This is a genomic window from Streptomyces sp. NPDC053367 (assembly GCF_044545925.1).
Classification (GTDB): domain Bacteria; phylum Actinomycetota; class Actinomycetes; order Streptomycetales; family Streptomycetaceae; genus Streptomyces.
Genome location: NZ_JBITYN010000005.1, coordinates 246,542 through 267,802 on the forward strand (window position 1 = coordinate 246,542; position 21,261 = coordinate 267,802).

Sequence of the window (21,261 nt, forward strand, 5' to 3'; positions counted from 1 at the left end):
CTCTTGGGCGGTTCGTCATATGCCGTCCCGCGCCGGCCCGCCCTCGCGCAGCAACCGCTCGATCGCGGCACGGTCCGGCAGCGGCCGCGGATGTACGACCTCACCGGTGCGGACGAAGAGGAACGCCGCCGTCACCGACTCCAGGGGCACACCCTGCTGCTGCGCCCAGGCCAGGCGGTACAGGGCGAGCTGAAGGGGGTCGGCGGCGCCCTCGCGGCCGGTCTTCCAGTCGACGATCTCGTACGTCGCCGTCTCGCCGTCCCCTTCCTTGTAGACGGCGTCGATACGGCCCCGGATCACCCTGCCGGCGACGGCGAGCTGGAAGGGCGCCTCGACGCGGTAGGGCGTGCGGTGCGCGTACGGGGTGCGCTCGAAGGCGTCCTTGAGCTCCTCCAGGTCACGCTCGTCGGCGATCTCGGCGTCCGCCCCGGGCAGCTCGTCCGGCTCCAGCATGGGCAGGGTCAGCGCCTCGAAGCGGGTCTCCACCCACGCGTGGAAGCGGGTTCCGCGGCGGGCGGCGGGCTGCGGCGGGCGCGGCATGGGGCGCGCCAGCTCCTGTGCGAAGCCGTCCGGGTCGGCGGCCAGGTGCAGCAGCTGGGAGGCGGTCAGGGCGGCCGGCAGCGGCACCTCGGTGACGGACCGGCGGGCGCGCAGCAGCTCTCCGGTGAGGGCGTCGAGGTCGCGGTCCCAGGAGGCGACGGTGCGGGCCTCCTCGGGGGTGAGGGGCGCCGTGTGCCGGTGGCTTCCGTGGCTTACGACGGGGTCGGTCGGCGGCTCGGTCACCTGTCCGGTCACCTGCTCCGGTGCGGTCGCCTGGTGCGGGACCGAGGGTCGCTCGGCGCTGAGCGAGTCCCAGTCGGCGGGGTCGTCCGCGAAGGGTGGTTCCCCGTCGTACGGCGACGCGTCGTACGGCGACTCGTCATACGCCGTCTCGCCATTCGCCGACTCGCCATGGGGCGGCTCCTCGTACGGCGGCTCCCCGTCGTACGGCGGCTCGTCCTCGAAGTGCGGCTCGTCCTCGAAGTGCGGCTCGTCGTCCTCCGGCGGCGGGGGCCAGTCCGGGTCCTCCTGGCCGTCCGGGTCGTAGGGGGCCGTGGCGAGGGTCTCCAGGTGGGCCAGGACCGTCTCCGCGGCGGCGCGGCGGCGGGCCAGGGCCGTCTCGTCCAGGGGCAGCGGCCACGCGTGGTCGGCGGCCTCCCGGTGCAGGGCGGGGTTCTCGGCGTTCTCCTCCGGCTCGTCCGCCCAGGCCTCGATCTCGCCGTGGCCGGCGGCGCAGTGGTCGTGCAGCGCCATGAGGAAGTCGGACGGACCGCGCGGCTTCTTCTGGCTGGGGCCCCACCAGTGGCCGGAGCCGAGCAGGAGGGAGCGGGGCCGGGTGAAGGTGACGTAGCCGAGGCGGAGTTCCTCGGTGTGCTGGTGCTGCTTCATGGCCTCGTGGAAGGCCTTCATGCCGCGCGAGTCCCATGCCTCGACGTCGGGCAGCGTGTCCGCGTCGCCGCGCAGTTCGTGCGGCAGCACCTTCGCCTGGGCGGTCCACTTCTCGCGCCCCTGGCCGCTGGGGAAGTTCCCGGTGACCAGGCCGGGCACGGCGACGACGTCCCACTCCAGGCCCTTGGACTTGTGCGCGGTGAGCACCTTGACGGTGTTCTCGCCTCCGGGCAGGGCGTTGTCCAGGCCCTTCTCGTACTGCGCCGCGGTGCGCAGGAAACCGAGGAAGGCCAGCAGGGTGGCCTCGCCGTCGGACGCGGCGAAGGAGGCGGCGACGTCCAGGAAGTTCGACAGGGTCTCGCGGCGGCGGGCGGCCAGCGCGTGTGGGGACGCCGACAGCTCGACCTCCAGGCCGGTGACCGCGAGGACCCGGTGCAGGACGTCCATGAGCGGGTCGGACAGGGAGCGGCGCAGCTCGCGCAGCTCGGCGGCGAGACGGGCGAAGCGCACGCGCGCGTCCGGTGAGAAGGGCAGACCGTCGTCCTGCCCGTCGCCCTCCAGGAACGTGTCGAGGGCGTCCGCGAGCGATATCACCTCGGCCGGGTCCACGCCTTCGACGGCTGCGGCGAGCCTGCGGTCGGGGTCGTCCTCGTCGCCCACGCGCGCGTGGGACACCAGCAGCCGGGCGCGGCGGCCGAGCAGCGCGAGGTCGCGCGGGCCGATGCGCCAGCGGGGGCCGGTCAGCAGCCGCACCAGCGAGGCGTTGGCGCCGGGGTCCTGGAGCACCTCGCAGACGGCGACCAGGTCCGCGACCTCGGGCAGGTGCAGCAGCCCCGACAGGCCGACGACCTCGACGGGCACGTCACGGGCGACGAGCGCGCCCTGGATCTCGGCGAAGTCGGTCGCCGTACGGCACAGGACCGCGATCTCCCCGGGCGGGGTGCCGGTGCGCACCAGATGGGCGATCGAGTCGGCGATCCAGTCCATCTCCTCGGCGTGCGTCGGCAGCAGCGCGCACCGGACCAGGCCGTCGCGCTCGGCGCCCGGCGCGGGGCGCAGCGCCTGCACGCCCGCGTGCAGGGCGCGCAGCGGCTCCGCGAGGCCGTTGGCGAGGTCGAGGAGACGGCCGCCGCTGCGGCGGTTCTCGCTGAGCGCCTGGCGGGTGGCGGGGCGGCCGTCGGCGTGCGCGAAGTGCTCGGGGAAGTCGTCGAGGTTCGCGACGGAGGCACCGCGCCAGCCGTAGATCGCCTGGCAGGGGTCGCCGACGGCGGTCACGGGGTGGCCGGTGCCGCCGCCGAACAGGCCCGCGAGGAGGACGCGCTGGGCGACGGACGTGTCCTGGTACTCGTCGAGCAGCACCACACGGAACTCGTCCCGCAGGATGCGCCCCGCCTCCGGCAGCTGCGCGAGGTGCGCGGCCAGGGCGATCTGGTCGCCGAAGTCGAGCAGGTCCCGCTCCCGCTTGGCGTCCCGGTAGCGCAGCACCAGCTCGGCGAGGTCCCGCCGCGCGGCTGCCGCCTCGGGCACCTTGCGCAGGTCGGCGTTGGTGAGCTTGGCGCCGTCGAGCGCCAGCAGCAGCCCGGCGTCCCACGCGCGCAGGCTCTCGGGCCGTACGAGGTGCTCGGACAGCTCGGAGTCCAGGGCGAGGAGGTCGGCCACGAGGTCGGCGAAGGACCGGGTGAGCTCCGGGTAGGGGCCCGGTGCCTCGCGCAGTACCCGCGCGGCCAGCTGGTAGCGGGTGGCGTCGGCCAGGAGGCGGGAGGTGGGCTCCAGACCGATGCGCAGGCCGTGGTCGGTCAGCAGGCGGCCGGCGAAGGCGTGGTACGTCGAGATCACCGGCTCGCCGGGCGGGTTGTCGGGGTCGATGACGTCGGGGTCGGTGACACCCGCGCGGACCAGCGCCTTGCGGACGCGCTCGGCGAGCTCGCCCGCGGCCTTGTTGGTGAAGGTCAGACCGAGGACCTGCTCGGGGGCGACCTGGCCGGTCCCGACCAGCCACACCACGCGCGCCGCCATCACCGTCGTCTTGCCCGACCCGGCTCCGGCCACGATCACCTGCGGAGCGGGCGGCGCGACGATGCAGGCCATCTGCTCCGGGGTGAACGGGATGCCGAGGAGCTCTTTGAGCTGCTCGGGGTCGGTGATGCGGGCGGACATGAGAGAAGAGGCTAGCGGCGGCCACTGACAGCGCAGGCCGCGTCGGCCGCCCTGGGCGGAAGACACGCAGGTCGGCACGGGTGGTGCGGTTCGTCACGCCGCTGACACGCGGGGCGGGGCCCGTGCCCGCGGTGCGCTCCGCCTGCCCACGCCCGTGCTGCGGTCCGTCACGCCACTGACAGCCGGTCGGCGCCGCTGGTGCGGTCCCGGCGGTCGGCGCCGCTGGTGCGGTCCGTCATGCCGCTGACGGCACACCGGCGGCGCCGGTTACTCGACCACGTGCCGGCCCTCCGGTCGCGCGCTGCACGAGGCGCGGAAGGCGCAGTGCGTGCAGTGCTGGCCGCTCGTCGGGGTGAACCGCTCGTCGAGGACCTTCCCGGCCGCCGTGGCCAGCAGGTCGCCGACCCACTCCCCCTCCAGGGGCTCCTGCGCCTGCACCTTGGGCAGCGTCTCGCCGCCGTCCCGCTTGGCCGCGCCCTGGCGGAGGTGGACGAGTTCGGCGCCGCCCGGCTCGGGGCGGACCCCGTCGAAGGCGTCGTCGACGGCGCCCTCGCGGACGGCGAGCTGGTAGACGGCGAGCTGCGGATGGTGCTCGACCTCGCGCGCGGTGGGGGACTGCTTGCCCGTCTTGAAGTCGACGACGTACGCGCGGCCCTGGCCGTCGGCCTCCACGCGGTCCATCTGGCCGCGGATGCGCACCTCGTACTCGCCCGCCTCCAGGGTGACGTCGAAGTCGTGCTCGCTGGCGACGGGCGTGCGGCCGGTGCGGTCCATCACGTGCCACTTCAGGAAGCGTTCGAGCGCCACACGCGCGTGCTCCTTCTCCTGCGCCGACTTCCAGGGCGCGTCGAAGGCGAGCGCGTTCCACACCGAGTCGAGGCGTTCCATGAGGACGTCGAGGTCGGCGGGCGTGTGCCCGGAGGCGACCTCGTCGGCGAGGACGTGCACGACGTTGCCGAAGCCCTGCGCGGCGGTCGCGGGCGCGTCGGCCTTCACCTCACGGCCCAGGAACCACTGCAGCGCGCAGGTGTTGGCGAGCTGGTCGAGGGCGCTGCCGGAGAGCACGACGGGCTGGTCGCGGTCGCGCAGCGGCACCTTCGACTCGGTCGGCTCGAACATGCCCCACCAGCGGTAGGGATGCGCGGACGGCACCAGCGGGCGTCCGTCGTCGTCGGTGAGGGCGGCGAGCCGGGCGAGGCGACGGGCGGCCGCCTCCCTGAGCGCGTCGGACACGCGCGGGTCGACGGTGGACGCGCGCAACTCGGCGACGAGGGCGGGGACCGACAGGGGGCGCCGCGGGCGGCCGGTCACGTCCTTCGGTTCGACGCCGAGTTCGGTCAGGAAGCGGGAGGGCTGGTCGCCGTCGTCGGCGGGGGCCTTCACCGCGGTGACGACGAGCCGTTCACGCGCGCGCGTGGCGGCGACGTAGAACAGGCGCCGCTCCTCGGCGAGCAGGGCGCCCGGGGTGAGCGGCTCGGCGAGTCCGTCGCGGCCGATGCGGTCGGCCTCCAGCAGGGAGCCGCGGCGGCGCAGGTCGGGCCACAGCCCCTCCTGGACCCCGGCGACGACGACCAGCCGCCACTCCAGTCCCTTGGCGCGGTGCGCGGTCATCAGGCGTACGGCGTCGGGCCGCAGGGCCCGCCGGGTGAGCGTGTCGGCGGCGATGTCCTCGGCGTCGATCTGCTCCAGGAAGTTCAGCGCGCCACGGCCCCCGGTGCGCTCCTCCGCGCGCGCGGCGGTCGCGAACAGGGCACAGACGGCGTCCAGGTCGCGGTCGGCGTTACGGCCCGCCGCTCCGCCGCGCCGGGCGGTCCGCTCCAGTCGCGCGGGCCACGGGGTGCCCTCCCACAGGTCCCACAGCGCCTCCTCGGCCGTACCTCCGCCGGCCAGGCGCTCGCGGGCCTTGCGCAGCAGCGCGCCGAGGCGCTGCGCCCCGCGCGCGTACGCCGGATCGTGCACGGCCAGCCGCTCCGGCTCGGCCAGTGCCCGCGCGAGCAGCTCGTCCGACGGCGGCGGCACCGGGTTCCCGGCGGCCCGCTCCTCCTCGCGCAGGGCCCGCCCGAGGCGCCTCAGGTCGGCGGCGTCCATGCCGGCGAGGGGGGAGGTGAGCAGCGTGAGCGCGGTCTCGGTGTCCAGCCAGCAGGCCTCGACGGTCTCGCCGGCCTCCGGCTGGGCGGGCGCAGGCGTCTCGCTCGCCTCGGCCTGGGCGGGCGCGGTCGTCTCTTCCGCGTCAGCCTGGTCGCGCGCGGTCTTCTCTTGGGCGTCAGCCTGGGCAGGCGTGGTCGTCTCGTCCCCCTCGGCCGCGGAAAACACGGCCGTCTCGTCCGCCTCCGCCCCGGGCATCACGGCTGTCTCGTCCGCGGTCACGCCCCCCGCCTCCGCCGTGGCGACCGCGCGCAGCGCCGTCAGCAGGGGTGCGACCGCCGGCTCGTGGCGCAGGGGCAGGTCGTCGCCGTCGATGTCGAGGGGGACGCCTGCGGAGGTGAGGGCGCGGCGGACGGCCGGAATGGTGCGGGAGCCGGCGCGGACCAGTACGGCCATGTCGCTCCAGGGGACGCCGTCCTCCAGGTGGGCCCGGCGCAGGACGTCGGCGATGTTGTCCAGCTCGGTGCCCGGCGTCGGGTAGGTGAAGACCTCGACGCGGCCGCCCTCGCGCGCGGGAGTCAGCTCGCGGTGGGCGCGGGCCTTGTCGGCGGGGAGGCGGTTGAGCGGCATGCGCTGGGTCAGCAGCCGGGTCGCGGCGAGCAGCGTGGCCCCGGAGCGGCGCGAGGTGCGCAGGACCTCTACGGGGGCCGGGCTGCCGTCCGCGCGAGTGAAGGTGCGCGGAAAGTCCAGGATGCCGTTCACGTCGGCGCCCCGGAAGGCGTAGATCGACTGGTCGGGGTCACCGAAGGCGACCAGGGTGCGCCCGCCCCCGGCCAGCGCGTGCAGCAGCCGTACCTGCGCGGGGTCGGTGTCCTGGTACTCGTCGACGTACACGGCGTCGAACTGCGCGGCGAGCTTCTCGGCCGTGTCCGGGCGGCGGGCGAGAAGCACCGCGCGGTGGACGAGTTCGGCGTAGTCGAGGACGCCCTGGAGGTCGAGGACGTCGAGGTACTCGGCGAGGAAGGCGGCGGCCGCGCGCCAGTCGGGGCGGCCGATGCGGCGCGCGAAGGCGTCCAGGGCGCCGGGGTCCAGGCCCAGCTCGCGGCTGCGGGCGAGGACCGCGCGGACCTCGTCGGCGAAGCCCCGCGTGGTCAGGCAGGCGCGCAGCTCGTCGGGCCAGCGCACGTGAGCCAGGCCGAGCCGCTCCAGGTCGGTCTGCCCGGCCAGCAGTTCGCGTACGGCGACGTCCTGCTCGGGGCCGGACAGCAGCCGCAGGGGTTCGACGAACAGGTCGCTGTCCTGGTGGGCCCGCACCAGGGCGTAGCAGTACGAGTGGAAAGTGGTCGCCTGGGGGGCGCGGGCGGCCCCTATGCGCAGGGCCATGCGGTCGCGCAGTTCGACGGCGGCCTTGCGGCTGAAGGTGAGCACCAGGATGCGCCGGGGGTCCCCGCCGCGCGCGATTCGGGCGGCGACGGACTCGACGAGGGTGGTGGTCTTGCCGGTGCCGGGGCCGGCCAGGACGAGGAGCGGTCCGTGGGTGTGGTCAACCACGGACCGCTGTGCGGCGTCCAGACGAGGGGGAGCGGGCTGGGCCGGCGGGGTGCGGACCAGTCGGTAAGCGCCACGACTCCCCTGGCGCACCTGGTGGTGCGACAGGCGCCTGGTGGAGGAAGAGGAGCTCACGTGGTTCGCCGGTCCTGGTGGGTGTGCTGGTTGCCGGGCCGCCTGCGGGGAAAGCGGGTGGCAGGGAGGTGAGAGGGACGCGCGCAGCAGACGCTACGCCGACGAGAAGGCCGGAAGCAGACCTTCCGCTTCTTCCCTCCTGGCTCGTGCGCCACGTACGCCCCTCACCCCACGAACGTACGTCATGTCACGGAAGTGCCCCGTTTCCCCCGTACGGATCATGTGTCCCCCGCGTCGGCGCCCGATGGCGGAAGCTGTCAGGTGTGACCCTGCGTGTGTCCGCCGCCGTCCCATCGCGCCCGCTTCATGTCCAGGCGGGGCAGATGGCCCTCGGCCGCCCTGCCCGCGTCCTTCAGCGGAGTGCCCTCCGCTCGGTAGTGGGCGAGTGCCCGCAGTTCGTGGCCGGGCAGCAGGACACCGTCCGCGCGGGTGACGCGCCACCACGGCACGGCACCGCCGTACAGCGCCATCACCCGGCCCACCTGGCGCGGCCCGCCCTCCTGCAGCCACTCCGCGATGTCGCCGTACGTCATGACGCGCCCCGGCGGGATCAGTTCCGCGACCTCCAGAACCCGCTCGGCGTACTCGGGCAGCTCGTCCGCGTACTCCGCGCGGGCGTCCCTCGGCAGGCTCTCCTCGCTCATTCGCCCCATCCTGCACCACCCCACCGACAACGCGAGCGGCCCGCCACCGTGCGTATCCCTCGCCGGGAGCGGCGCGTCCGGCAGACTGTGCGCCCCCGCGTTTGCACCCTGATGCCCCCGTGTGTCGGTGCGGCATGCCACCATCATGCGGGCGGTGACCGTTGATACGAGATCAAGAAGAGACGATGAAGCAGCAGGGTGTGCACCCCGAAGGCGCGGAGGGCATCTCTGACGCTGCGTCGCGCCCGGACACCGCCGGCGAGCCTGAGAAGACCAGCGGGCAGGAGAAAACCGGCCGGCAGGACGACGGCCCACCGCGCGGGAGCGACGAGGGCGAGGTCCGCACCGACGGGGTAAAGGGCGACGAGGTCCGCACCGACGAGGTGGAGGGCGACGAACCGCTGCTCCCCGCGCGCGTGCACCGCCCCTCCGACCTCATGCGGCTGCTGGTGGGCGTGCTCGCCATCGCCGTACTGCTGGCGATCGCCGCGTTCGCGCACGGCACCACCTCGGGCCTGGAACAGGACATCAACAAGGGCACCGGACAGGCGCCCGACCTGCTGATCAAGATCGCGGGGCTGGCGTCCAGCATCGCGATCCTGCTCGTCCCGGTCGCCTTCGCGATCGAGCGGCTGATCAAACGCGACGGGCTGCGCATCGCGGACGGCGTGCTCGCCGCGGTCCTCGCGCACGGCGTGACCCTCGCCACCGACCTCTGGGTCGCGCGCGCCGCCCCGGACTCCATCCAGGAGGCGCTCACCCAGCCCTCCCCCGGCGACATCAACGCCCTGACCGACCCGGTGCACGGCTACCTCGCGCCGGTCATCGCGTACATGACCGCCGTCGGCATGTCCCGCAGACCCCGCTGGCGCGCGGTGCTGTGGATCGTGCTGATGCTGGACGCCTTCTCCATGCTGGTGACCGGCTACACGACACCGTTCTCGATCATCCTCACGGTGCTGATCGGCTGGAGCGTGGCCTACGGCACGCTGTACGCCGTCGGCTCACCCAATGTCCGGCCCACCGGACAGACGCTCATGGCGGGCCTGCGGACGGTCGGCTTCCGCCCGGTGGGCGCGGCCCGCGAGGACGTCTCGGAGGCCTCCGACGGCACCGACCGCGGCCGGCGGTACTTCGTCACCCTGGAGGACGGGCCACCCCTCGACGTCACCGTCGTCGACCGGGAACAGCAGGCCCAGGGCTTCTTCTACCGTGTATGGCGCAACCTCACGCTGCGCGGCTTCGCCACCCGCCGCAGTCTGCAGTCGCTGCGCCAGGCGCTGGAGCAGGAGGCGCTGCTCGCCTACGCCGCCATCGCCGCGGGCGCCAACGCCCCCAAGCTCATCGCCACCTCCGAGCTCGGCCCCGACGCCGTGATGCTCGTCTACGAGCACACCGGCGGGCGCACGCTGGACTCGCTGGCGGACGAGGAGATCACCGACGAACTGCTGTGCAGCACCTGGCACCAGGTGAAGGCCCTGCAGTCGCGGCGTATCGCCCACCGCAGGCTCGCGGGCGACGCGATTCTGGTGGATCGTTCCGGCAAGGTGATCCTCACCGATCTGCGCGGCGGTGAGATCGCGGCCGGCGATCTGCTGCTGCGCATGGACGTGGCCCAGTTGATGACCACCCTCGCGCTGCGGGTGGGCGCCGAGCGCGCCGTGGCCTGCGCGGTCAAGGTGCTCGGGCCGGACACGGTCGCCGACTGCCTGCCGATGCTCCAGCCCATCGCGCTGACCCGCTCCACGCGCGCGACGCTGCGCCGGCTGAACCGCGAGCGGGCCGAACGCGAACGCGAGGCCGTGCTGGAGGCGTCCCGGCAGGCCAAGCAGGCCCGCCTGGAGACCGCCGAGGGCGACACCGAGCCCGTACGGCTCGACAAGGGCGGCCGGACCGTACAGCTCGACAAGGCGGACAAGAAAGCCGTGCGCGCGGAGGCGCGGGCCGAGAAGCGGGCCATCGACGAGGCGCTGGACGAGGCGCGCGAGGACGATCTGCTGACGCAGATCCGGCACGAGGTGCTGCGCATCCGGCCGCAGGCGCCCGTCGAACCGGCCCGCCTGGAGCGGGTGCGGCCGCGCACGCTGATCAGTTTCATCGCCGGGGCCTTCGGCGCCTACTTCCTGCTGTCCCAGCTCACCCACATCGAGTTCGGCACGCTGTTCGCCGAGGCCGAGTGGGGCTGGGTCGTCGCGGCCGTGCTGTTCTCGGCGCTCAGCTATGTCGCCGCCGCGATGAGCCTGCTGGGGTTCGTGCCCGAGCGGGTGCCCTTCCCGAGGACCGTCGCCGCGCAGGTCGCGGGGTCGTTCGTGAAGATCGTCGCACCGGCCGCGGTCGGCGGTGTGGCCCTGAACACGCGGTTCCTGCAGCGTGCGGGCGTGCGCCCCGGGCTCGCGGTCGCCAGCGTCGGCGCGTCGCAGTTGTTCGGGCTCGGCTGCCACATCCTGATGCTGCTGTCCTTCGGCTATCTGACCGGCACCGAGAAGACGCCGTCGCTGTCGCCGTCCCGGACCGTCATCGCCGGCCTGCTGACGGTGGCGGTGCTGGTGCTGGTGGTCACCTCGGTGCCGTTCCTGCGGAAATTCGTCGTCACGCGCGTGCGCTCGCTCTTCGCCGGCGTGGTGCCGCGCATGCTGGACGTGCTGCAGCGGCCGCAGAAGCTGGTCACCGGCATCGGCGGCATGCTGTTCCTCACCGCCTGCTTCGTGATGTGCCTGGACGCCTCCATCCGCGCCTTCGGCGACGAGTCGACCTCCATCAGCCTCGCCAGCGTCGCCGTCGTCTTCCTCGCGGGCAACGCGCTCGGCTCCGCCGCCCCGACGCCGGGCGGCGTGGGCGCGGTCGAGGCGACCCTGACGGTCGGCCTGATCGCCGTCGGCCTGCCCAAGGAGGTCGCAGCCCCGGCCGTCCTGCTGTTCCGGCTGCTCACCCTGTGGCTGCCGGTGCTGCCGGGCTGGCTGGCGTTCAACCACCTCACGCGCAAGGGCGCGCTGTAGGGGCAGAGGCAGGCGACAGGGGCGGCTGACGCGGGGCTGGGGGCGGCGCGGTGGGGGGACCGCGGGCTGCCGTAAGCCTCACGCGCGCTTGGATCGCCGCTCCTTCGCCCGCGTCCCATCGCCGGCGTCCCTCGTACGGCCCGTGCCCCGCGCGGGTCACCCCGCCCGGACGCACGATGGGATCATGCCGAAGCCCTCCTCCCGCCTGCGCGTCGCTGCCCTGGCCACCTCCGTTCTGCTGCTCTCCTCCGTGCTGGCCGGATGCACCGACGACGACGGCGACGACGGGGATCTGACGGCACAGGAGCTGGACTGGGAGGACTGCCCCAGCCCCTCCCCGGCCGAGGGCGGCGGTGGTGCGCCCTCTCCGCTGCCCGGCGGCGACGAGTGGCAGTGCGCCACCATGAAGGCGCCCCTCGACTGGGACGACCCCAAGGGCGACACGATCGAGCTGGCGCTGATCCGGGCGGAGTCGAGCGGCGACGAGAGCGACCGGATCGGCTCGCTGATCTTCAACTTCGGCGGCCCCGGTGGCTCCGGCGTCTACACGCTGCCCGCCTTCGGCCCCGACTACGCGAAACTCCGCACCCGCTACGACCTGGTCAGCTTCGACCCGCGCGGGGTCGGCCGCAGTTCGCCCGTGACGTGTCTGAACGACCGGCAGCTCGACGCGTGGTTCCAGCAGGACGCCACCCCGGACGACGCCACCGAGCGCGGGGCGCTGGTGGAGGGCACCAAGGACTTCAACGACGCCTGCGAGAAGCACTCCCGGCGGATCCTGCCCCATGTGCGCACCACGGACGCCGCACGCGACCTGGACCTGATGCGCCAGGTGCTCGGCGACGACAAGCTGTACTACTTCGGCATCTCCTACGGCACCGAGCTCGGCGGCGTCTACGCGCACCTGTTCCCGAAGAAGGTGGGCCGGGCCGTCTTCGACGCGGTGGTCGACCCCACCGAGGACTACGAGGAGGGCCTGCTGGGCCAGGCCAAGGGCTTCCAGCTGGCGTTGGAGAACTTCGCCGAGGACTGTGTGTCCAAGGCGGAGGACTGCCCGGCCGGCGAGAGCGTCCAGGACGTGCAGGACCGTATCGCCAAGCTGTTGAAGGACCTCGACGCCAAGCCGATCCCCGGCGCCTTCCCCCGCGAGCTGACCCAGTCCGCTGCCACCACCGGCATCATCCAGGCCCTGTACTCCCAGGACCTCTGGCAGATCCTCACCGAGGGGCTGGAGCAGGCCTACGACGGGGACGGCCAGCTGCTGATGCTGCTGTCGGACTCGATGAACGGGCGCAACAGCAACGGCGAGTACAGCAACATCACCGCGGCGAACATCTCCATCAACTGCGCCGACGACAAGGCCCGCTACGACGCCGACGACGTCCAGCGCAAGCTGCCGGAGTTCCGGTCCGCCTCGCGGCTGTTCGGCGACTCCCTGGCCTGGGGCATGGTCAGCTGCACCGACTGGGCGGTGCCGGGCGCCGCGGACCACCCCGACGTGAGCGCGCCAGGGTCGGCGCCGATCCTGGTCGTGGGCAACACGGGTGACCCGGCGACCCCGTACGAGGGCGCGCGCCGGATGGCGCGGGCGCTGGGCGAGGGCGTCGGGGTGGAGATGACGTACAAGGGACAGGGGCACGGGGCCTACGACAGCAAGAGCAAGTGCGTCCATGCCGCGGTGGACGGCTATCTGCTTCAGGGGAGGGTGCCGGCGGCCGGCACGGTCTGCTCATGACCCGACGGGCCGGCCCCGGGCAGCACTCCACTTCTCAGCCGCCCGAAAAGCCGCAGGTCAGAAGGTTATCCACAGGTCTGCGCCGAGTTCTTGCGGTCGTCCTACCATGGCCTGACCGCCGTTCGCCTGCCGAAGCGCGGACGGCCAGGAGGGGGATGCGACATGTACCGGTTCCTACGGTGGGCGGCCGCGGGCGCCGCCGGCGCACTGCTGGTCACGGGCTGCACGGGCGGCTCGTCGGACTACGGGGACGGCAAGAACCCGGACGCGACGCGGACCGGCCTGGCTCCGCCCTCCGGCTCCGAGCTGCCGTCCGCCCTCACGGCGCAGAGGCCGGACTGGGGCAGGTGCGAGGAGACCGCCGACTCCCCCGCGCCGGGGGACGACTGGAGCTGCGCGACGCTGAAGGTGCCGCTGGACTGGGCGAAGCCCGAGGGCGAGACGATCCAGCTCGCGCTGATCCGCGCCGAGGCGAGCGGTGACGACCGGATCGGCTCGCTGCTGTTCAACTTCGGCGGGCCCGGCGGCTCGGGTGTGTCGACGATCCCGTCGTACGCCTCGACGTTCGCCTCACTGCGCGAGCGCTACGACCTGGTGAGCTTCGACCCGCGGGGGGTGGGTGCGAGCGAGGGCGTGCGCTGTCGCGACGACAAGGAGATCCAGGCCGCCGAGGCCGTGGACGTCACCCCGGACACACCGGAGGAGGAGCGTGCCTATCTGGCGGACGCGGCCGACTTCGGCAAGGACTGCGCGCGGGCCACCGGGGAGCTGATGGCGCATGTGTCGACCACCGACACCGCACGGGACATGGACCTGATGCGCCAGGTGCTCGGCGACGACAAGCTGCACTACCTCGGCTTCTCCTACGGCACCGAGCTCGGGGGCGTCTACGCCCACCTGTTCCCCGGCCGGGTCGGCCGCATGGTGCTGGACGCGGTCGTCGACCCGACCGCCGACGCCATGGGGCACGCCGAGAACCAGGCCAGGGGCTTCCAGCGGGCGCTCGACGCCTACCTGAAGTCCACCGGCGAGGACCCCGAGCAGGGCACGGCCAGGATCGCGGACCTGCTGCGGCGGATCGACGCCGAGCCGCTGCCGGCGGCGCCCGGACGGAAGCTGACCCAGAGCCTGGCGATCACCGGCATCGTGCTGCCGCTGTACAGCGAGAGCAGCTGGCCGAGCCTGACCAGCGCGCTGGAGTCGGCGCGCGAGGGCGACGGCTCGGAGCTGCTGGCCCTGGCCGACGACTACAACGAGCGGGACCCCTCGGGTCACTACGGCACGTCGACCCATGCCCAGCGGGTCATATCGTGCCTGGACGAACGGCGGCGGCCGACCCTCGCGGAGACCAAGCGGGCCCTGCCGGAGTTCGAGCGGATCTCCCCGGTCTTCGGCCCCTTCCTCGGCTGGGACACGACCGGCTGGTGCCACGACTGGCCGGTGCCGGGCCAGTTCGACACCCCGGAGGTCAGTGCTCCCGGCGCCCCGCCGGTCCTCGTCGTCGGCAACACGGGCGATCCGGCGACCCCGTACGAGGGTGCCCGTCGGATGGCCGACGAGCTGGGCAAGGGCGTCGGTGTGCTGCTCACCTGGAAGGGCGAGGGGCATGGCGCCTACGGCAGTGGCAGCGACTGTGTGGACTCGACGGTGGACGACTACCTGCTGGACGGCTCGGTCCCGAAGGACGGCAAGGTCTGCTCATGACACCGGCGGGGGCCCCGGGCACCTGTGGTGCGCGGGACCCCCGCCGGGAGAGCGGGACGGGCTGCCTCAGCTCGGTGGGCCGCCGTAACCGCGGGCCGGGGCCGGGCTCAGTAGACCGGCTTGGCCGGCTCGATCTGGTTGACCCAGCCGATGACGCCGCCGCCGACGTGGACGGCGTCGGAGAAACCGGCCGACTTCAGGACGGCGAGGACTTCCGCACTGCGGACACCCGTCTTGCAGTGCAAGACGATCTTCTTGTCCTGCGGGAGGGTCTCCAGGGCGGTGCCCATGAGGAACTCGTTCTTGGGGATCAGCTTGGCGCCCGGGATGGAGACGATCTCGTACTCGTTCGGCTCGCGGACATCGATGATCTCGATGTTCTCGCCGTCGTCGATCCACTCCTTGAGCTGCTTGGGAGTGATCGTGGAGTCGGCGGCCGCCGCCTGGGCCTCCTCGGACACGACGCCGCAGAAGGCCTCGTAGTCGATGAGCTCCGTGACGGTCGGGTTCTCGCCGCACACCGCGCAGTCGGGGTCCTTGCGGACCTTGACCTGGCGGTACTGCATCTCCAGGGCGTCGTAGATCATCAGTCGGCCGACCAGCGGCTCGCCGATGCCCGCGAGGAGCTTGATGGCCTCGTTGACCTGGATGGAGCCGATGGACGCGCACAGCACACCCAGGACGCCGCCCTCGGCGCAGGAGGGGACCATGCCGGGGGGCGGGGGCTCCGGGTAGAGGCAGCGGTAGCAGGGGCCGTGCTCGGACCAGAAGACGGACGCCTGGCCGTCGAAGCGGTAGATCGAGCCCCACACGTACGGCTTGTTCAGCAGCACGCACGCGTCGTTGACCAGGTAGCGGGTGGCGAAGTTGTCCGTGCCGTCGACGATCAGGTCGTACTGGCTGAAGATGTCCATCACGTTGTCGGCCTCGAGCCGCTCCTCGTGAAGGATCACGTCCACGTACGGGTTGATGCCCTTGACGGTGTCACGCGCGGACTCCGCCTTGGAGCGGCCGATGTCGGCCTGGCTGTGGATGATCTGACGCTGCAGGTTGGACTCGTCGACCTCGTCGAACTCCACGATGCCGAGGGTGCCCACGCCCGCGGCGGCCAGGTACATCAGCGCCGGCGAGCCCAGGCCGCCGGCGCCCACACAGAGCACCTTCGCGTTCTTCAGCCGCTTCTGCCCGTCCATCCCCACGTCGGGGATGATCAGGTGGCGGGAGTACCTGCGGACCTCGTCTACGGTGAGCTCGGAGGCGGGCTCGACCAGGGGTGGCAGCGACACGGGGACTCCGTTGGTCGGTCAATAAGTACGGTTGTTCTCCCCGTAACAGTGCCATGGCCTTTTTCATTCCGAGACACCTGTTCCGATACGCGAGACGATTTCGTCCCAGTAGCCGGGCAGGGCCTCCCAGGGGGCCACCTGGCCGCCTCGATCGGTGCGGTCGGTGAACCAGATCGTGGCTGCGCCCTGCCAGCGGGCGATGCGCAGCGCCTCGTCGAGATGGCCGCGGGGAACGCCGTGGACGAAGTGGCAGAAGCGCTCGGGCGGATACGCGGCGGTCCACTCGGCCGCCTGGGACCAGCGGTAGTCGCTCCAGGGCCCGGAGAACGTCACGAGCTGGTCGGCGCTCTCGGCGTACCCGGGATACGGGTGGGTGCCGTGACCGAGGACGATGTGCGGGCTGTCGGCCAGGGCGCGCAGGGTGGTGACCGTGCGGCGGACCTCCGGGAGGGCTCCGCGTTCGGTGGGGCTGCGGTCGAGGAGGAAGCCGTCGACCCGGTACCAGTCCAGATACCGGTGTGCGTCGGAGATCACATCGCCGAACGGGCGCGCGCCGTAGGTGGTGTCGAGCCGGCCGAGGATCCGGACACCCGCGGTGCGCAGACGGCTCGCGGCCTGGAGGCAGTGCGGGTCGGGGCGTACGCCGGGCCCGTCGGCGACATCGAGGACGGCCCAGTGCACGGGGGTGCCGGGGCGGGTGAGTTCGGCCCACTCGGCCGGTGCCACCAGCGGGTGCGCATAGCCGGGGACGCCGAGGCCGGTGCGGACGTCGGTGCTCGCGCTGCCGGCCTTCTTCCTGGTCAGATACGGCATGCCGCCTCCATCCAGATGTCGGCGAGGGACTCCTCGAGGTTGATCCGGGGCCGCCAGCCGAGCCGGTCGCGGGCGGTGCGCACATCGGCCTGCTGCCAGCTGCCGCAGCCGTCGGGGTACGGGTAGGCGACTGGTCCCGGGTGGTCGGTGTCGCCGCGCGGGTGCCCGATGGAGGTGCGCAGGGCGCCGGGCGGGTTGTCCAGTTCGTGCAGGGCGCCGCCGTATCCGGCGACCCGGGCGAGGACGGCCGCCGCGTCGCGCAGCCGGACGGCACGGCCCGAGCCGATGTTGATGACGCCCTGCGCGGCGGACAGCGAGGCGGCGTGCACGGCACGGGCCACGTCACGGACGTCGACGAAGTCGCGCTGGACGCCCAGGCCGCCGAGCTTGAGCTCACCGTCGCCGGACTGCATGGCCCGGCGCATCGCCTCGGCGAGCCGGCCGAGCGGCGATCCGGCCGGCGTACCGGGGCCGGCCGGGGAGAAGACGCGCAGCACGACCGCGTCGAGGCCGGAGCCGAGGACCAGTTCGGTGGCGGCGAGCTTGCTGACGCCGTAGGGGCCGCCGGGGCGGGGGACGGCGTCCTCCGCGGTGGAGGAGCCGGGCTGGCTGGGGCCGTACTCGGCGGCGCAGCCGATCTGGACGAGGCGCGCGCCGCAGCCGCTGCGGCGCAGGGCCTCGCAGACGGTGGCGACGGCGACGGTGTTGTGCCGGGTGAGCTCGCGGGCTCCGCCGCGAGTGGCGCCCGCGCAGTTGATGACGACGCCCGGGTGCACGGCGTCCAGGAAGCGGGTGAGCGCTCCCGGGCTGCCGGAGGCGAGGTCGAAACGGACGTCGGCGTCGTCGCCGCGGCCGAGCGCGGTCAGCTGGACGGCCGGGTCGGCGAGCAGGCGGTCGGCGACGAAGCGGCCGAGGTAGCCGTTGGCTCCGATCAGCAGGACCCTCATCGCGTGCCCCCAGGGGTGAGCGCTGCGGCGGTTCGGGGCGCCTCGGTACCCGCGGGGGCAGCGCCGATCGTGACACCCGCGGCGGCGTCGGCCGGTGCGGCGGCTCCGGTGGCCCCGGCACGTGCAGCGGCTCCGGTCGCGCCCGTGGCGCCGGGTGCTCCGGGTCGGGAGGTGGTCATCTGGTGTTCTCCTTCAAAGGGGTGGTGCGAGCTGAGGGGTGGTGCGAGCTGAGGGGTGGTGCGAGCTGAGGGGTGGTGCCAGTGCGGTGCCTTCGGCTACGCGGCGGGTCGCCCGGCGGGCGGCGCTGTCCGCCGCTGGGGGCGGTACAGGCGTCACGTCCGGTCACGGCGACGGCGTCGGGTGCGCGTGGGCCGAGGCGCGGGTCAAGGTGCGGCCGGCGTGGATCAGCAGGGTGAGGGCGCCGGTCGCGCAGATCAGGGCGGGTACGCTTCCGGCGCCCCAGGCGTCGAGGAGTTCCTCGGCGGCGACGGACAGGAAGCCGCAGCCGGGAAGGCGGCCGGCAAAGACGCCCGCCAGGACGGTGACCTCGCCCGCCGCGCACGCCGTGAGGACGACCGCGGGCGCGTGGGTGAAGCCGTGTGCGGTCAGCAGCCGGGCGAGCAGCAGGAGCGCGCCGAGGGCGAGGGTCTGGGCGTACGCGGCGGGCTCGTCCAGCGCCGCGGCGCACAGCGCGAGCAGCGCGGCCAGCGCCCCCAGGTGCAGGGCGAACGAGCCGAGCAGCAGCGGCCGTACGGCGGAGGCGAAGTCCTCCAGGCCCCGGCTGGAGGTGAGCCTGCGCCGGGCCCCGCCGGTGAGGAGGCGAGCGGTCCAGGCCGCCGGGGCGCAGGCCAGGGCCAGGGCGAGAAGGGGTGCCGTGGCCAGCGGCCAGGGGCCGTCGGGGGCGCCGGTCGGCAGGGTGTCGGGGCCTCCGGTGGCCGCGGCCCGGAGCAGTCCGTCGCCGAGGGCGGCGTATCCGACGAGCCAGCCGGTCCAGACGCCGGTCGAGTGGCGGGCGGCCGACGGGGCGCCGTGCCGGCTCAGCGGGCCGCGCGCGAGGGCCAGGCGCAGCCCCAGCGCCACGGCGAGCACACCGGCGGCGGCCACCAGCAGACGGGGCTGCCCGTCGGTCAGTCGCAGCCCGGCCACCGCCGCCGCACAGAACACCCCGGGCAGCAGGGCCCACAGGGCCCAGCCCGCCTCACCCCGCGCCGCGGGCGACTGCCCCCGGGACACGGGCCCCTCGGCGGGGCGTACCTGCGAGTCCGTGTCGCGCGGCACCCTCGCGAACATCTCCTCGGCCAGCGAGAACACGTCCCGGTGCCGGAAGCGCGCGGCGGTCCGGTCGGTGACGCCGTGCGCCTCCAGTCCGGCCGCGATCTCCAGCGGGTCCACGGCCCGCTCGCACAGGTCCCGGTGGTGGTGCATCAGGGCCTTCACCGGGTCGGCGGCCCCCCGCCGAGGGGTGGTCCGAGGACCGGCTCCGCCGGAAGCAGCCTCGGTGCCCCGCCCGCCGGCACCCGCGGAAGGAGCGCCGCCCCCTACGGCCATCTCGCCGGCCCGAGCGGCCGCCCCGGCCCCTGCGCCGGCCCGCCCCTCCTCCAGCCACTTCTCCGACCGCTCGTCCCACGCCCCCGCACCGCTCGGCGTCCCCAACCGACCCTCCGTGCCCGGCGGCGGCGTACTCAGCCGACTCCCCGTCCCGTCAGACAGCGGCGTATCCGGCCGACTCCCCGCCCCGCCCGGCAGCGGCGTACCCGGCCGACTCCCCGCCCCATCAGGCAGCGGCGTACCCGGCCGACTCCCCGCCCCGCCCGGCAGCGGCGCGCCCGGCCGACTCTCCGTCCCGCTCATCGCACCCCCTCCGTCACCGCACCCTGTACGGCCGTCGGCGCGGTCGCTCGTACCGGGGGGCCCGCGGCCCAGCCGGGCACCGGTCCCGCGGCGGGGGCCGGCCAGCGGCCGGGGACGTGGGCCTCGGCGGGAACGCCGAAGGGCAGCGGCTCACCGGTGTCGTCCAGGACGACGCGACGGACGGGGCACTGGGCGACGATCTCCAGGTAGATGCCGTGAAACGCCGTGATGTTCTGCTCGACGGTGAACAGCTCCAGTGCGCGGGCACGCGCGGCGGCACCGAGGCGCGCACGGCGCTCGGCGTCGCGCAGCAACGCCACGCACGCCTCGGCGAGCGCCCGTGGATTGCGCGGCGGCACCACGAGGCCCGTGCCGCCGATGACCTCCACCACCGCGCCGACGTCGGTCGACACGGTCGCCCGGCCGCAGAACATCGCCTGGACGAGACCGAGCGGGAAGCCCTCGACGACGCTGGACAGAACGACCACCGCGCCGGACGCGTACGCCTCGGCGAGGTCGGGGGCCTCCGGGCCGCCGAGTTCCTCGAACGAGACGGGGTTGTCGCCGACGGAGTGCAGCCCCTCGGCCTCGTCGGGAAAGAGCTGGGCGGCGAGTACCCGGCAGTGCTCCAGGTAGGCGGCACCCTCGGCACCCCCACCGCCCCCAGCACCCCCCGCGCCCGTGTCGATCACCCGCAGCCGCGCCTTCGGCTCCTCCTTGCGGATCTCCGCGAACGCGTGCAGCAGGGAGACGAGGTCCTTGGTGGGGTCGACGCGGCCGACCCAGACCAGGGTGTGGGGGTCCGCGCTCTCGGGGGCCTCGCCGACCTCGGCGAACCGGTCGGCGTCCATGCCGGGATAGACGGTGCGCAGCTTGGCCCGGTCGGCGCCGCACCGTTCCTGCCAGCGGCGGGCGTGGGTGTTGCCGTGGGTGATGCACGCGGCCCGCCGGTAGGTCTCGGTGGCGAGCCGGCCGTGGAAGGCGGCGAGCAGGGCCCGTACGACGGGCGCCTCGTCCGTGCCGGAGGCGAGGTAGTGGCTGCGCAGCCGGACGCCGTACTCGGTGACGAGCAGGGGCACCCCGCAGAGGTGGTGGGCGAGCAGCCCGGGCAGGGCCGCGGTGCCGCCGGACGCGGCGTGGCACAGGTCGACCGCGCCGAGCCCGTCGTCCTCGTACCAGTCCAACGACAGGGGACGCAGGGCGCGTTCCAGGTGCGCTGCGACGGCGAGCAGGTCGGGGACGCGGGCCTCGTGGGCGGCACGCGGGGCGCCGGGCGCACGACAGGCGCGTTCCAGGGCGCGCACGGCGGTCTCGGAACGCAGTGCCGCCACCAGGCCGCCCTCGTCGCGGGCGAGTTCGGCGAGCCCGTACAGCGCACTGGCGAAACGGTCCGCCTCAAGGGCCGAAGAAGAGGGCGAGGTACCCGCGGAGACGGGCGAGGCACTCGCGGAGACCGCCTCGCACAGGGCGGCGGCCAGCTCGCCGTAGCACTCGGTGAAGCGCCGACGGGCCCGGCGGCCGAGGCTCACGCCGTCCTCCTCGGCGGCCCACAGCGCCGCCGTGCGCACCCGGCTGACCTGCGGCGGGAGCGGGGTGCGGCCCTCGCTCTCCTGACGCCGGTCGCGGCTGAGCGCGTACACGTGGAACTCGTGCTGCCCGAGTCCGCGCACGAGACGGTCGCACCACAGCCTGGCGTCACCGCTCACATACGGATAGCCACCCTCCGTAAGCAGTCCGATGCGCATGCGTGCACCCCCGTTCTCCCGTATCAGGAGCCGCCGTTGAACCGGCGGCTCGCAGCGGGACGAACGTAAGCGGACAAGGCGGTGGGGGGGGGGGGGGGGGGGGGGGGGGGGGCGGCCCCCCGCCCCGCGGGGGGGGGGGGGGGGGGGGGGGGGGGGGGGGGGGGGGGGGGCGGGGGGGGGGGGGCAC

11 protein-coding genes are annotated in these 21,261 nt (G+C 73.9%); 3 read left to right on the forward strand and 8 right to left on the reverse strand.

Features of this window, described 5'->3' with window-relative positions:
* Positions 1-15: 15 nt before the first annotated feature.
* From ACIGXJ_RS16535 to ACIGXJ_RS16545, 3 genes are all read right to left on the reverse strand, one after another.
* The gene (locus ACIGXJ_RS16535; protein WP_399645301.1) at positions 16-3,585 is read right to left on the reverse strand and encodes a UvrD-helicase domain-containing protein; all 3,570 of its coding nucleotides are present in this window, start codon (positions 3,583-3,585) and stop codon (positions 16-18) included.
* Positions 3,586-3,852: 267 nt separating this feature from the next.
* Positions 3,853-7,353, reverse strand: coding sequence for a UvrD-helicase domain-containing protein (locus ACIGXJ_RS16540; RefSeq protein WP_399645303.1), 3,501 nt, complete (start codon positions 7,351-7,353; stop codon positions 3,853-3,855).
* A gap of 257 nt (positions 7,354-7,610) precedes the next feature.
* Positions 7,611-7,997: an MGMT family protein gene (locus tag ACIGXJ_RS16545; protein ID WP_399645305.1), complete on the reverse strand. Its 387-nt coding sequence runs from the start codon at positions 7,995-7,997 to the stop codon at positions 7,611-7,613.
* Between the two features lie 185 nt (positions 7,998-8,182).
* Here ACIGXJ_RS16545 and ACIGXJ_RS16550 point away from each other — a divergent pair, with 185 nt between their 5' ends.
* From ACIGXJ_RS16550 to ACIGXJ_RS16560, 3 genes are all read left to right on the forward strand, one after another.
* Positions 8,183-10,993 carry a YbhN family protein gene (locus tag ACIGXJ_RS16550; RefSeq protein WP_399645307.1) on the forward strand — a complete coding sequence of 937 codons (2,811 nt, stop codon included), beginning with the start codon at positions 8,183-8,185 and terminating at the stop codon, positions 10,991-10,993.
* A 184-nt stretch (positions 10,994-11,177) separates the two neighbouring features.
* On the forward strand, positions 11,178-12,728 hold the full coding sequence (locus tag ACIGXJ_RS16555; RefSeq protein ID WP_399645309.1) for an alpha/beta hydrolase: 1,551 nt from the start codon (positions 11,178-11,180) through the stop codon (positions 12,726-12,728).
* Between the two features lie 162 nt (positions 12,729-12,890).
* Entirely contained in the window at positions 12,891-14,432 is a 1,542-nt protein-coding gene (locus ACIGXJ_RS16560) for an alpha/beta hydrolase (RefSeq protein WP_399645311.1), read from the forward strand.
* A 107-nt stretch (positions 14,433-14,539) separates the two neighbouring features.
* On the opposite strand, the gene moeZ is transcribed toward ACIGXJ_RS16560, so the two are convergent.
* The 5 genes from moeZ to ACIGXJ_RS16585 all read right to left on the reverse strand — a co-directional run bounded on the left by moeZ (position 14,540) and on the right by ACIGXJ_RS16585 (position 21,074).
* On the reverse strand, positions 14,540-15,718 hold the full coding sequence (moeZ, locus tag ACIGXJ_RS16565) for an adenylyltransferase/sulfurtransferase MoeZ (protein ID WP_399645313.1): 1,179 nt from the start codon (positions 15,716-15,718) through the stop codon (positions 14,540-14,542).
* Positions 15,719-15,781: 63 nt separating this feature from the next.
* The gene (locus ACIGXJ_RS16570) at positions 15,782-16,531 is read right to left on the reverse strand and encodes a spherulation-specific family 4 protein (RefSeq protein WP_399645315.1); all 750 of its coding nucleotides are present in this window, start codon (positions 16,529-16,531) and stop codon (positions 15,782-15,784) included.
* A complete protein-coding gene (locus ACIGXJ_RS16575) occupies positions 16,519-17,478 on the reverse strand; it encodes an NAD-dependent epimerase/dehydratase family protein (protein WP_399645318.1) in 960 nt (319 codons plus the stop codon). Before ACIGXJ_RS16575 ends, ACIGXJ_RS16570 begins: the two co-directional genes overlap by 13 nt.
* A gap of 342 nt (positions 17,479-17,820) precedes the next feature.
* Positions 17,821-19,026, reverse strand: coding sequence for a hypothetical protein (locus ACIGXJ_RS16580; RefSeq protein ID WP_399645978.1), 1,206 nt, complete (start codon positions 19,024-19,026; stop codon positions 17,821-17,823).
* A gap of 299 nt (positions 19,027-19,325) precedes the next feature.
* On the reverse strand, positions 19,326-21,074 hold the full coding sequence (locus tag ACIGXJ_RS16585; protein WP_399645320.1) for a DUF3492 domain-containing protein: 1,749 nt from the start codon (positions 21,072-21,074) through the stop codon (positions 19,326-19,328).
* Between the last annotated feature and the right edge of the window lie 187 nt (positions 21,075-21,261).